The organism is Streptomyces sp. NPDC048192 (genome assembly GCF_043202415.1).
Lineage (GTDB): Bacteria > Actinomycetota > Actinomycetes > Streptomycetales > Streptomycetaceae > Streptomyces.
This window is the reverse complement of the sequence record NZ_JBIDAL010000017.1, coordinates 97,444-110,228: the sequence shown is the minus strand read 5'-3', so window position 1 is coordinate 110,228 and position 12,785 is coordinate 97,444. Positions and strand designations below refer to the sequence as shown.

9 protein-coding genes and 1 pseudogene are annotated in these 12,785 nt (G+C 67.6%); 5 read left to right on the top strand and 5 right to left on the bottom strand.

Going from position 1 to position 12,785, the window contains the following annotated elements:
- The first annotated feature begins 170 nt into the window (after positions 1-170).
- Both ACGFZN_RS31580 and ACGFZN_RS31575 read left to right on the top strand, forming a co-directional pair.
- Complete coding sequence (locus ACGFZN_RS31580; RefSeq protein WP_393861857.1) at positions 171-374, top strand: cold-shock protein; 204 nt, start codon at positions 171-173, stop codon at positions 372-374.
- 513 nt (positions 375-887) lie between these two features.
- A pseudogene (locus ACGFZN_RS31575) lies at positions 888-1,449 on the top strand (long-chain fatty acid--CoA ligase); the annotation flags it as partial.
- 7 nt (positions 1,450-1,456) lie between these two features.
- Here ACGFZN_RS31575 and ACGFZN_RS31570 read toward each other — a convergent pair.
- Genes ACGFZN_RS31570 through ACGFZN_RS31550 form a run of 5 tightly spaced genes read right to left on the bottom strand, consistent with a single transcriptional unit; the run spans position 1,457 to position 10,958 of the window.
- Positions 1,457-3,487 carry a PQQ-dependent sugar dehydrogenase gene (locus ACGFZN_RS31570; RefSeq protein ID WP_393861856.1) on the bottom strand — a complete coding sequence of 677 codons (2,031 nt, stop codon included), beginning with the start codon at positions 3,485-3,487 and terminating at the stop codon, positions 1,457-1,459.
- Between the two features lie 11 nt (positions 3,488-3,498).
- Entirely contained in the window at positions 3,499-5,748 is a 2,250-nt protein-coding gene (locus tag ACGFZN_RS31565; RefSeq protein WP_393861855.1) for an alpha-galactosidase, read from the bottom strand.
- On the bottom strand, positions 5,745-8,981 hold the full coding sequence (locus ACGFZN_RS31560) for a glycosyl hydrolase family 28 protein (protein WP_393861854.1): 3,237 nt from the start codon (positions 8,979-8,981) through the stop codon (positions 5,745-5,747). The genes ACGFZN_RS31565 and ACGFZN_RS31560 overlap by 4 nt, the downstream gene beginning before the upstream one ends.
- A gap of 11 nt (positions 8,982-8,992) precedes the next feature.
- Positions 8,993-9,775, bottom strand: coding sequence for a Tat pathway signal sequence domain protein (locus ACGFZN_RS31555; protein WP_393861853.1), 783 nt, complete (start codon positions 9,773-9,775; stop codon positions 8,993-8,995).
- A gap of 4 nt (positions 9,776-9,779) precedes the next feature.
- On the bottom strand, positions 9,780-10,958 hold the full coding sequence (locus tag ACGFZN_RS31550; protein ID WP_393861852.1) for a glycoside hydrolase family 105 protein: 1,179 nt from the start codon (positions 10,956-10,958) through the stop codon (positions 9,780-9,782).
- Positions 10,959-11,210: 252 nt separating this feature from the next.
- Between ACGFZN_RS31550 and ACGFZN_RS31545 the strand changes: the two genes are divergently transcribed.
- From ACGFZN_RS31545 to ACGFZN_RS31535, 3 genes are read left to right on the top strand one after another with little or no spacing between them, the layout of a single operon-like run.
- Positions 11,211-11,678, top strand: a complete 468-nt coding sequence (locus tag ACGFZN_RS31545) for a hypothetical protein (RefSeq protein ID WP_393861851.1) — start codon at positions 11,211-11,213, stop codon at positions 11,676-11,678.
- Between the two features lie 44 nt (positions 11,679-11,722).
- On the top strand, positions 11,723-12,142 hold the full coding sequence (locus tag ACGFZN_RS31540) for a MarR family winged helix-turn-helix transcriptional regulator (protein ID WP_393861850.1): 420 nt from the start codon (positions 11,723-11,725) through the stop codon (positions 12,140-12,142).
- 9 nt (positions 12,143-12,151) lie between these two features.
- Positions 12,152-12,718: an isochorismatase family protein gene (locus ACGFZN_RS31535; protein WP_393861849.1), complete on the top strand. Its 567-nt coding sequence runs from the start codon at positions 12,152-12,154 to the stop codon at positions 12,716-12,718.
- Positions 12,719-12,785 lie beyond the last annotated feature (67 nt).

The window sequence follows — 12,785 nt, the reverse complement described above, 5'->3', positions numbered from 1 at the left end:
CGTCCGGGCCGGCCGCCAGCCGGGCCGACGTCGCGCACCAGGCGCCTCCTAGAGGGATGATCGGATGAGAAGGCCCTGGCCGGGGTAGACGGACACCGGGCCTCTTCCCACCGTGGAAGTCCCCGCTACTCACCCGGCCGGGCACCCCCGGCAAGATCGAAGGACGCAGTATGGCCAGCGGCACCGTGAAGTGGTTCAACTCCGAGAAGGGCTTTGGTTTCATCGCCCAGGACGGCGGTGGACCGGACGTCTTCGCCCACTACTCCAACATCCGGGGCAACGGCTACCGGGAGCTGGTCGAGGGTGAGAAGGTCACGTTCGACATCACGCAGGGGCAAAAGGGTCCCCAGGCCGAGAACATCGTCCGCGGCTGACGCCCCCGCCGGCCTGCAGAGGCGTGCGGGCAGTGGCACCACCGATGAGCATGGAGCAGCTCGGTGGCTCGCTGGACTCATGACTCAGAGGGCCTGTCCCAACTACGCAGCCGACACGAAGGGGCCTGGCCGCTGTGGCGGTCAGGCCCCTGGGTCTGAGAAGAGCGGTGCGCTGACTGTGGTGCTGGTGAGCCTCACGGCGGGCTGACGGTGTCCGCTTCCACGCGGTCCGCCCAGGCGGCCGAGGGCTTTCGGAAGCCCAGTTCGACATTCCAGGAAGAGGTGGCAGTGACGCCTTCACCAGACGACCGACCTCGTGCACCGAAGCCAGCCACGGCGGCAGCAGGGCATGAGGTGACGTTCGCCGTGGTGTTGCTTCGCTGCGCCTGGAGATCCCCGAGGAGGAGATCTCCAGGGTGTCGGGGTACGACTGGTTCGGGTCAGGTCCGCTCGTTCCCGTCGCCACCGCGCTGGCCGGCCCTGCGGAGCGTCTTCGTCGGCCGGCCGTGCTGCGAGATCCGGCTGCGCGGTGCGAACAACCTCCACGGCTGCCTCAACAACCAGAAGGCCACCGACACGACCTGCACGACGGTTGGTTGGCCACCGGCGACCTGGGCTCCCCGGAAGAGGACGGCTATCTCACCGTCATCGGCGCAAGAAGGAGATGCTGGTGACCTCCGGCGGCAGGAGCGTCTCCCCCGGGGTGCTGGAGGAGTGGCGCGTGACCGCCGCTGGTCAACCGGATGCATCGTCGTCGGCAATGAACCGGCCCTACATCCCCGCGCTCGGCACCCACCCTCGACTACGAGGCCGTGGCGCACTGGCCGGCGATGCGGGGCAAACCGCAGGTACCGCCGCAGCAGTTGGTGCGTGACCCGGACGTGGAGCCCGAGGTGCGCCGGGCGGTGGCCGCCGCGACCACCCTGGCTTCGCAGGCGGAGGCGATCCGGACGTTCTGTATCCTGCCCAGCCCATCGCAGAAGAACACGGTCTGCCGACCCCGTCCCAAGAGCTGAGGCGCAAGGTCGTCGAGAACGCCTACGCCCATGAGGCCAAGGTCGCGAACCAGGCCTGACGGCCCTTCAGCTGATGTTCACTCGCAAGATCTCGTCCGATCCGTCGGGCTGGCCGCCGTTGTTGTCGCAGTTGGTGGTGGACAGCCAGAGTTGGTCGGCTCCGAGGACCTTGGTGACGGTGCGCAGTCGGCCGTAGGTGCCCACGTAGTAGGCGGTCGGCGTGCCCACGCTCTCGTTGTCGCCGTTGATCGGGATCCGCCACAGCCGTTCGCCGCGCAGGGACGCCATGTAGATGACGTTGCGGACGATGGCGATACCGCTCGGGGATGCCTCGGAGACGTTCCAGGTGGCCTTGGGGTTGGTCATCCCGGAGACGCTGCAGGTGCCCTCGCAGGTCGGCCAGCCGTAGTTGGCGCCCGGCTTGATCAGGTTCAGTTCGTCCTTGGAGCTGTTGCCGAACTCCGCCTCCCACAACCGCCCGTTGCGGTCGAAGGCGAGGCCCTGCGGGTTGCGGTGGCCGAGGCTGTAGACGTAGTTGCCGAACGGGTTGCCGGGGGCCGGCTTGCCGTCGGTCGTCATGCGCAGGATCTTGCCGTTGAGGGAGTTCTTGTCCTGCGCCAGGCCGGGCGTCTGGGCCTCGCCGGTGGAGACGTAGAGATAGCCGTCGGGGCCGAAGAGGAGCCGTCCGCCGTTGTGGTAGCGGTTCTTCTTGATGCCCTGGAGCAGGATCTTGTAGTCGCTGAGTTTGGTGCCGTCGTACGTCATGCGCACCACCCGGTTGCCCTCGGAGGCGGTGTGCATGAAGTAGACGTAGTGGTTGGTGTCCCACTTGGGGTCGACGGTGACGCCGAGCAGTCCGCCCTCGCCGTTGGTGGTGACGGCGTTCGGGACGGTGCCGACCTGGGTCTTCGTGCCGTCCCTGGTGACCTTCCAGACCCGGAAGTCGTCCCGCTCGGTGACCAGGGCGGTCTTGCCGTCGGGCATCCAGTAGGTGCCCCAGGGGATGGTCCAGCCGGTGGAGAGCGTCGTGATCGAGGACGGCACGCCGCCGTCGGTCGCACACGCCTTCGTGGTGAACGAAACGGTGTTGCTGGGGTCGGAGACGTTGCCGGCCGCGTCCCGGGCGACGACGCTCAGGCTGTACGGGCTGTTGCAGGCGAGGCCGGTGAGCGTGGTCGACGTGCCGCTGGTGACCGTGTCGTAGACGGTGGTGTCGCTGCGCACGTCGTACGCGACGACCGCTTTGTCGTCGGTCGAGGCGCCCCACTTGAGGTCGGCGCTGTTCGCGGTGACGTTACTCGCGGACAGCGTGCCGGGCTTGCTCGGCGGGGTGGTGTCGGAGCTGGGCTTGGTGGTGCAGTCGACGACCGGGCTGGCGGGCGAGGTGTTGCCGGCCGCGTCGCGGGCGATCACCGTGAGGTTGTAGTCGGTGTTCGGGGTGAGCCCGGTCAGCGCCTTGGAGGTCGAACTCCCCGGCGCCTCACTGATCTTGTTCCCGTGCTCGTAGATGTCGTACGCGCTCACGCCCACGTTGTCCGTGGCCGCGCCCCAGGCCAGAGTGAGCGCGTCCTCGCCGATGTCCGAGCAGCTGGGCTGTCCGGGGCGGGTCGGGGCCTGGGTGTCGGCGGCCGCGTCAAGGCTGACGCGGTCGAGGTTGGGGCCGCCGTTGGCGGTGGTGGCGGTGGCCCGGATCTTGTCGGTGCCCGCGGTCAGCGGCACGTTGACGGTCTTGGTGGCCCAGGTGTTCCAGTCGGCGGTGGCCGGGAAGGACACGCCGGAGGCGACGACCGTACCGTTCACGGAGATGTTCATCGGCCGGTCGGTGGAGGTCCCGTTGGCGTAGCGCAGGGTGAGGGCGGACGTGCCGGCGGAGGCCGCGCTCACCGTGAACTCCACATAGGCGCCCGTGACGTTGGTGTAGTCGACGAATCCGGTGCCGGTGTATCCGGTGTGGTTGGTGGCGACGGTGCCCTGGGAGATCTGGGCGTCCTCTGCCTGGTAGTCGGTGGCGGCCAGCGCGGTGCCCTGGCCGAGACCGGCGAGCGGCAGCGCCAGGGCCGCCGCGACGCCGTACGGAAGGACTCTTCTGATGTTCACGGTTGTTCCCCTCAGCCCGCGTACTGGGTGAAGACCTTGAGGTAGTCGTACGGCTGCTGCGTCACGCCGCTGCAGGCATCGCCGTCGGTGCCCGAGCCGCAGGCCCGGTCGCGGTTGACGGCCCAGTAGGTGAGCCGTCCGATGTGGTGCTGCTGGGCGTAGGCGAGCATGGTCTTGAAGTCGGCCACCCGCACGCGCTCACCGGAGTCGTCGGTCTTGCCGTTCATCGACGACAGCCCGATGTGGGTGTAGGCGGCGGCGTCGCTGTAGCCGTACGCCGACTTCACCTGGGCCTTGAGTCCTTCCATGGCCTTGGTGGTGAGGCTGCCCATGTTCGTGGTGCCGCCGCCGAAGTCGAACGGCATGATGCACCAGACGTCGTTCGCCAGACCGGAGTTGGCGGCCCGCTTGATCATGTCCTCGCCGGTGGAGTCGGGGCCGCCGGCGGTGGTGCCGAAGGTGATGACGGTCTTCAGGCCCGGGTTGTTCGACTTCACCGTCTTCAGCGCGTCGACCACCCGTTGCCGCACGGTCGCGTTGGACCACTCGGTGTTCTCGATGTCGATGTCGAGCGCCTTCAGCTTGTAAGCGTTGATCACCTTCTGGTAGGCGCCGGCGAGCGCGGAGGCGCTGGAGCACTTCTCGCCGAGCTTGTTGCCGCTCCAGCCGCCGACGGAGACGACGACGTCACCACCCGCCGCTCTGATCGCGTTGATGGTGGCCTGGTCGCTGCCTCCGGTCAGCGGGCGGGAGCCGTCCCACTCCGGGTTGCAGGTGCCGTCGGAGAGGATGAAGGCGAGGGTGAACCACTTGACGCCGGTCGCGGACATCACGGACGTGGGGTTCTGGGGGCTGCCCCAGCCGAGGTACTCGTAGGGGGCCACAGCGAAGCCGGGTGAAGCGGCCGCCGCCTTCAGGGAGTTGGTCGGCCTGACCCGGATGAGCCTGGTCTCGCCCGAACGCAGGGTGGCGCTGTAGGCGTCGGCGATCACGCCCTTGTGGGATCCGGACCACAGGTCGGTCACGTCCCCCGATCCGCTGAAGCCGACCTGCGACCAGTTCACGCTCACGGTGGCGTTGCCCGAGGTCCCGGTGTTGAACAGGGCCACGACGTACTGCCCGTCGCTCTCCTTCTTGCTCCAGACCTGTTCGACACCGCTGCTCACGATCCGCTTCGCGGCGACCCCGTCCTGGTCGACCCCGATCAGCCGGTCGTTGGTCAGCATCGCCTTGTCGACGGAGTCGAGTTGGGTGAGGTCGGTGCCCAGCAGCAGGGGGGCCGCCGCCATCGACCACAGCGTGAAGTGCGAGCGGCGCTGGTCCGCCGTCAGGCCCACCCGGTCGCCGTTGCCGATCTCCAGCGAGTCCAGGTCGTTCCAGCCACCGGGGCCGGCGTACGGCTGCCAGGAGGCGGCCGAGTCGAAGCGCTTGGAGACGTGGGACCAGTCGGTCAGCGGATAGCCGCTGCCGTTGCTCCCCGGCCCGCAGTAGCACTCGACGTCTCCCTGGGTGCGCCAGCTGTTCGCCAGTTTCCGCCAGGTGGGGGCGTCGGCGATCGGCAGGTTGTTGGACAGGGCGAAGTTGATGGGCCGTCCGCTGGCCCGCAGAGCCCTGTCCCAGGCCTGGACGTCGGGGATGTCGGCGCTGCCCACCCCGTCGATCTTCAGGTAGTCGACACCCCAGGACGCGAACTGCTTGGCCCAGGAGTTGACGAACTCCTGCGCGCCCGGCTTGGAGTAGTCGATGTAGTACATGTTCTTGCAGTTGTAGTTCTTCTCGGTCCTGGACGTGTCCGCGATGTCCTTCGCGTGGTACGAGGTGCCCTCGATCGGCGTGTTCTCGGTGACGGCGTTCTTCGCGATGCCGGGGGTGACGTAGAAGCCGAACTTCAGGCCCTTGGCGTGGACGTAGTCGGCCAGCCCCTTGATGCCGTCGGGGAACTTGCTCGTGCCGACGGCCCAACGGCCGTAACCGTCCACGGTGAAGCCGTTGGAGTCGCACTTCTGCCAGAAGTCGTCGAGGTTGACGTAGACGAAGCCGTGGTCCTTCAGGCCACTGGAGACCAGCGCGTCGGCCTGCGCCTTGATCTTCGCCTCGGTCGGCGTGCGGCGCACGAAGCTCCAGCTGGACCAGCCCATGGCGGGCCGGACGGACTGGCCGTTGTCGGAGGCGGCCGCCGGGTGGGCGGTGCCCACGAGCGGCACCGCCGCGGCGAGCAGCAGGCCCGCCGCCGCGGCCGTGAGCGATCTGACCCGGATCACGACTGTCCCCCGTTCGCGGGTGAGGCGTACGACGTGCCGATCCACGCCTCGTCGACCCGCAGTCGCTTGTAGCGGGTGGTGTCGCTGGAGGCGGCCCAGGTGGTGTCGACCTCGAGCCGGACGTAGCGGGCGTTGGCGGCGGTCAGGTCGATGCCCTGGATTCCCCGGCGGCTCGGCAGCTGGCCGGTCTTGACCGCGGTGCCCCAGGTCGAGCCGTCGTTGCTCAGGAACACCTTGTAGTCCTTGATCCGCGCGGACTGCTCGGTGCTGGAACGGGCGTAGGCCACGGAGTCCTCACGCTGGTTGAGCCCGATGTACTGCACCTTCTTGGCCGAGCCGAGGTCGAAGGTGAGGTTCACGGGCAGCGTCTTGTTGTTGTCCCAGTAGGTGAGGTAGTCGCCGTCACCGGCCGCCGCCGCGCCGTGTCCGCTCGCGGAGGCGCTCGCACTGACCTTGACGCCGGTGAGGATGCCCTGGCGGCCGGCCGTCGTGACCTTGAAGACCGTGTCGTACGGGTCCCAGTTGCCGAGCCCGTTCAGGGTGAGCACGCCGCCGGACTGCGACCACGAAACGGCCGCTCCCGTGCGGAGGTTGGTGACGGAGGCGATGCGGTAGCCGTTGTCCCGCACCCGCAGTGTGCTGGTGCTGGGCGGGGTCAGGACGTGGATGTACTGCCGGTTCGCGTCGTCCTTGGCGATGGTTGTCACGCCGTACGCGCCGTCGTTCCAGGCGCCGGGCTTGAGGCCGCCGTACATGTAGCCGCCGCCCTCGGTGCCGTGCAACGACTCCCAGATGGGGTCGAGGTAGGAGTCGGCGAAGTTGTTGAAGGCGGCCTGGTTCGCCGGGAACTTCCCGTTGACCTGGGCGGTCTCAGCCATCAGGGCCTTCACCGAGGAGCCCACGTTGGTGACGAGGCGGCCGAGGGTGAGCATCTTGTCGACGGACGGGTCGGAGCCGTCGTACCACCAGGCTCCGGTCGAGGGCAGCTTGAAGTCGGCTTCGGTCAGGCGTGGTTGGGCGGTGTAGATGGCCTGCGGGTAGTCGTAGGCCGGGGTCATGCCCGTCTTCTGCTCATTGCTGATCATGTCCATGATCGGCGTGTCTTCGTTGTTGTTGCTGAGCGTGTAGTTCGGGCGCTTGTCGTAGATCTGCTGGTAGAGGTTGTGGCTCTCCCAGTAGGAGTTGTCGTTGTCGATCCAGAAACCGCCGAGGTCGGGGTAGCGGTCCATGACCTCGAAGAAGTTGTCGTAACTGAACTGCCCGAAGCCTTCGTTGGTGGTCAGGTCGACGTTCTTGCCCTTGTAGGCGGAGTACGCGGCCGAGTCGAGCCACTCGTGGCCCCCCTCGTCGTGCCACTGGGGGTCGTTGGTCATGTAGAGGATGACCTTCATGCCCTTGGCCTTGGCGGCCGTGATCAGTTCGCCGAGGAAGTCCCGCTTGGTGGAGCAGGATCCGGGGATCTTGGACGGCCAGGGGCGGGCGTAGCCGAGGCGGCTGTGGAAGGTGGCGAGGACCAGGTACTGGGTGTGCAGCTTCTGCGCCTCGTTGACCCAGTAGTCAGGTGTCCAGCCTCCGCTGGTGACGTCGTTCTCCCAGGCCGTGCAACTGGTGTGGGCGGGCGCGGTCCGCAGACCCCAGTGCAGGAACAGGCCGCCGACGGAGGCGCGGAGAAAGTCCTGGCGGCGGTTCTCCAGGTCGAGTGGCTTCACCGCCGTACTACCGCAGTCCTGGCTGCCCGACACGCGGAGGGCTCCGCCGGAGGTGCTGTGGCTGTCCGTCAGGCAGCCGCCGGTGACGTCCTGGAAGCCCACGTCGAAGGGGGAGTCGTTGCCCTTCTGCGCGGTGAACCGGGTGAGCCGGATACCGCTGGCCGCGTTGGCGATGAACGACGGCCGGCCGTCGTTCGAGGCGAACTTCACCGAGCTGTCGGTGAACTGGACGTTGTCGGCGTTGTGCAGGTACCAGCCGTAGGCGGGCCGGGTGCCGATGCTCTTCGGGTTGTAGTCGGTCGAGTCGTTGCCCGGCACGCCGGTGGACATGGTGCCGTTGCCGCCGGGGACCGTGATGTTGACGTGGGTGAAGGTCACGTTGTTGATGCGGTGCCCGGACTCGCCCCACAGGGTCGGGCTGAAGGAGGGGCTGTTGCCGGTCGCGGTGATGTCGTCGTACGTCACGTTGCTGATCGATCCGACGCCGGGACTGTTGCCGCAGCGCTTGCGGGTGCCGATCTTCTGCATGATCGGCGAGTGGACGTTGGTCATCGTGATGTCGCGGTAGTGGACGTCGGAGATCTTCGAGCCGTCCATCGAGACCATGCCGAGGCCCGACTTGTCGGCGCCGTCGATCCGGATGTTCTCGAACTGGTAGTCCGAGAAGTCGCCGCAGGTCTCGGAACCGAACATCAGGGCGTTGCAGCACTTCGCTCCGAGGGCCGAATCACTCACGCGCACATGCCCGTTGGGCAGCTTGGCGCCGAGCGCGTAGTCGCTCTTGAACACCAGCGCGTCGTCGTTGGCGTGGATGGTGGCGTTGGTGATCGTCGCGTTGGTGGTGGAGATGACGTTCCAGCCGTCGCGGTCGCTCGCGGTGTCGATGGTCAGATGGTCGGAGGTCACGTTGGTGCAGCCGTTGATGAGGGCCGCGAAATGACCGCCCCGGCGCAGCGTGAGACCGTCGCCGATCCTGAGCCCGTCGCACCGGGTCAGCGAGATGATCTTGTCGGCCTCGCCGGACTTCGGGTTGCCCGTGATCAGGTTGCCCGCGCCGTCGATGACGCCCTGACCCGCGAAGCCGATGTCGGTCAGCTTGTCGCCGTAGATCATCGCGTCGTGGAAGTGGCTGTGGCCGTAGTCCTGGTACGCGTCGTACGGGTTGGACTCGGCCTTGTCGTAGGTGCCGGCGCTGGAGGCCTGGAGAGTGGCGCCCTTGTCGAGCTGGAGCGTCACATGACTCTTCATGTGAAGGGTGTTCTTGGACTTGTACGTGCCGGAGGGGAAGCGGACGGTGCCGCCGCCGGCCGCGTTCGCGGCCGTGATGGCCTTGTCGATGGCCGGGCTGTCGTTGGTGGAGCCGTCGCCCTTGGCGCCGTAGTCGCGCACGTTGTACTCGGCGGCGGCGCGCGGGGCGCCGGCCGGGACGGCGAGGGCCGCGGGGTGGGTGAGGCCGAGAACCACGGCCACCACGAACAGGATCACGGCCGCCGCTCGGCGGCCCGGACCGGTGGGGGGTTTCATGTGGCGTCTCCTCACATGAGCTGGTAGCCGCGGAGGTTGGTGAGAAGCAGGTAGGTGTCCTGCAGGGACCCGGAGGTGTCGCCGAGGGAGCGGTAGATGCCCCACTTCGGGCGCACACGGTCGGCCAGGAAGGTGTCGACGCCGGTCTTCGACCTGTCGATGACCGTCGAGCCGCCGGACCTCAGGATCCAGCGGACGGAGCCGGCCGAGCCGTTGCCGACCTTGATCTGGAAGTCGACGTCGGTCCACTGGTCGTGCAGCGGTTCGAGGTCCGTGCGGCCGATGAGGGTACCGGAGATGGGCAGGGTCAGCTCGATGGTCTGCTTGCCGTTCATCCGGCGCAGCGACTGCGTGACGATCGGGGACGAACCGGCACCGGGCTGCTTCATCTGCATGATGTGGGTGAAGGTGGTGGTCGCCTTCAGCGAGTTCGGGATGTACATCGAGTAGGTGACCCGCCAGGTCTGGCCCTCGTTCCACTTGAGGTAGCTGCTGGAGCTCGTGCGCAGACCCGTGACCTCCTGGCGCTGGCGGTCGGTCGAGGTGTCCCGGTCCACCATGTGCATGTTGAAGCGCCAGTTGTTGCCGGTGGCGAAGATGTGCGGATGCCCGGAGGGGTGCGAGTCGGCGCGGTCGTCCTCGATCGTCTCGAAGGCGCCGAGGCCGTCGTTGCTCGCGGAAGGAGCCCATTTCTGCTGCCAGGAGGCGGCGTGGGCGGTGGCGGGCAGACCCAGCGTCACCCCGGCCGTGCCCGCGACCGTGGCGCCCAGCAGTGTCCGTCTGGTCGTGCTCATGACACTAATCACCTCGCAGTTGTTCGTTCATGATCAGGAAGGCGCCCAGTCCGTGGAAGTCGTTGGTGGCCCGGTCACGTGCGATGTAGTACGCGTAGTCGCCGACGTTGGTGCCGATGGAGATGTCGGCGAGGCTGGTGCGGCCGTCGGAGCCGACCGAGAGCTTCGCCAGCACGCCCTGGTAGCCGCGGTGCGCGACGGCGGCGTAGTGCGGGTCGAGGTAGCCCTGCTGGACGCCGCGGGACAGGGCGTAGGTGAACATGCTCGAGCAGGAGGTCTCGGTCCAGTTGTCGGATCGGCTGCCCTTGTCCATCACCTGGAACCAGCGTCCGGTCACCGGGTCCTGGTACTTCTCCAGCCCGGCGGCCAGCTTGCGGAAGATGGTGAGGAGCTGGGGTCGTCGTGGTTGGTTCGCCGGAATGGCGTCCAGGACGCTGACGAGGGCCATGGAGTACCAGCCGACGGCCCGGCACCAGTGCTCGGGGGCGAGCCCGGTCTGCGGATCGGCCCAACTGACGCTCTTGGACTCGTCGAAGGCGTGCTTGAGCAGCCCGTTCGCGACCTGCAGATGACTGCCGTAGACGTACAGTTGCCTGGCCGCCTCGTCGTCGGTGTACGCGCTGTCGCCGAACTCCTTGCCGTACTCGACGAGGAACGGGTTCACCATGTAGGCGCCGTCCGCCCAGAGCTGGTGGGCGCGGCTGGAGGTGTCCGCGTGCCAGAAACCGCCGTCGGCGGTGCGCGGGTAGGTGTTCAGGCGGTCGCGGATCTTCTGGGCCGCCTTGCGATAGCGGTCCTGCCCGGTCTCGTGGTGCAGGATCACCAGCAGCCGGCCGGCCTGCATGCTGTCCAGGCTGTTGAAGGACTGGTCGATGGAGCCGTCGCCCTTCACGAACCGGTCGACATAGCTCTTGATGTAGGTGAGGTAGCGGGCGTCGTGGGTGCGCCGATAGGTGAGGTACTGACCGTAGAGGTAGAGGCCGACGGGATAGGACCAGCCGCCGATGCTGCTCGGCGTGTAACGGGCCATGGTGGAGTCGACGACGGCCGTGGACCAGTCGGTGGCGGCCGGACGGGCCGTGGTGGGGGCCGGGGGCGCTGGTGTGGCCGCGGGCAGGGTGGTGAGGGCCGCGCTGGTGAGGACCAGCCCGGTCAGTGCCATTCGAAGACGACGGCGTCTCATGTTCCTCCCTCTCGATCGGACGAGGCTGGAAACGTCGGAGGAATATCGAAGAAAGTGTTCACATTTATGGATGAGGTTCAGGAGCGCGTTCGCTCGGCTGGTCCAGGGTTGCGGTCGGAGGTTCAGCGGTCAATGGTCCGGACCGCAGACGTCGGATCATTTCCGGCCAATCTTGGCTTCGCGTACTGACCCATCGGTCAGTGCGACTCCGGTCGGAAGTGCGTTCACGCTCGTGATCGTTGGTGATGTGAGGTGTCACCTGTCGACGTTGGAAGGACCAAAGCTCGTGAGAGGCAAGGCCCCCCGATCACCCTCAACAACCGCGTCGAGATGCCTGTCTGGGCTACGGCGTCTGGCAACTGCCGGACGACGAGGCCGAGTCCACAGGCCGCCGGCGACACCAAGTACTTGTACGGACCCGACGGCAACCTGCTGAACCGTCACAGTCCCGACGCCACCACCCTCTACACCGGCGACGAGGGGAGCATCCTCAAGAAGGACGCCACCAGCGCCGACGGCGTCCGGTGCATCTCCATCGTCGGCGAAACTGTGGCCATCCGCTCCTCCGACGGCCACTTCACCTGCCTGGTCCCCGACTGTCAGGGCACCGGAACTGCCTGGCCATCAGTCATGGCAGGCACGGTCGCAGTACCAGCGCCGCAACGCCCGGACGGTGAGCCGCCCGGCTGCGTGTCCGGTCGGACGGTCTGCCATATATGAAGGTAACCTTTGTAGGTAACCTTCGTATGGGTTAGGCTGAACGCATGACCGAGATTGTTGACCTGGCGCAATCGCTGCGCGAGGTGCTTGGCCGGGCGCAGCGCACGCTGCGCGAACAGGGCGGCCGGATGGGGCTGAGCGCCAGCCAGTCCGAAGCGCTGGGGTACGTCGCTCGCGAGGGCCCGCTGACGATCACGGCGCTCGCGAAGCGGCAGCGCGTCCGTTCGCAGTCCATGGGTGCGACGGTCGGTGTCCTTCTCGAGCGGGGACTGGTCACGGTCACTCCCGACCCCCATGACGGCCGTCAAAAGGTCGTCGCCGTCACGGACGAGGCCCGGGCCTTGATCGCCGAGGGCCGCGGTGCGCGTACCGACTGGCTCACGAAGCAGCTCGGGGGCCTCTCCCCGGCCGAGCGGCGGACCCTCGCCGAGGCTCGCAAGATCCTCGATCGCCTGTTCCCTTAAGGAGTCCCGTTGCCCATCACCACCCTCGATTCCCGAACCGCTCTGGTCGTCATCGACCTTCAGGCCGGAAGCGTCGGCGTCGACATGGCGCCTCATTCCGCTGCCGACGTCGTCGCCCGATCCGCCCGGCTCGCCGATGCGTTCCGCGGCCACGGCCTGCCGGTCGTCCTGGTCAACGTCGCGGCCGCCCCAGGCCTGCGCAGCGACCACAATCCGCAGGGCACGCCGTTCGTGATGCCCGAGCAGGCGTTGCCGGTCGTGCCCGAGCTGGGTGAGGCCGGCAAGCGGATCACCAAGCGCACCCCGGGCGCCTTCACCGGCACCGGCCTCGAGGACTACCTCCGCAGCCAGGGCGTCACCCAGGTGGTCGTCACCGGTGTCGCGACCGGCGACGGTGTCGCCGCCACCGTCCAGCAGGCGTTCGAGCTCGGCTTCCACGTGACCACCCCGACCGATGCGATGAGCGACCCCGACCTGGCCCGGCACGAGTTCTCGGTGACCCGCCACTTTCCCCAGCGTGCGCAGACCGGCAGCACCGAAGATGTCATCAAGCTGCTCGCCGCGCGCGCCCGGTGACGCACACAGCCTCTTGGCCCCACCGCTCGGCGAAGACGCCCGACAGGCAGCGCGGATGCTGAGCGAA

Coding starts and splice junctions, on each gene's coding strand:
- ACGFZN_RS31580 (WP_393861857.1), top strand. CDS start 171: ATGGCCAGCGGCACCGTGAAGTGGTTCAACTCCGAGAAGGGCTTTGGT.
- ACGFZN_RS31560 (WP_393861854.1), bottom strand. CDS start 8,981: ATGAAACCCCCCACCGGTCCGGGCCGCCGAGCGGCGGCCGTGATCCTG.
- ACGFZN_RS31555 (WP_393861853.1), bottom strand. CDS start 9,775: ATGAGCACGACCAGACGGACACTGCTGGGCGCCACGGTCGCGGGCACG.
- ACGFZN_RS31550 (WP_393861852.1), bottom strand. CDS start 10,958: ATGAGACGCCGTCGTCTTCGAATGGCACTGACCGGGCTGGTCCTCACC.
- ACGFZN_RS31540 (WP_393861850.1), top strand. CDS start 11,723: ATGACCGAGATTGTTGACCTGGCGCAATCGCTGCGCGAGGTGCTTGGC.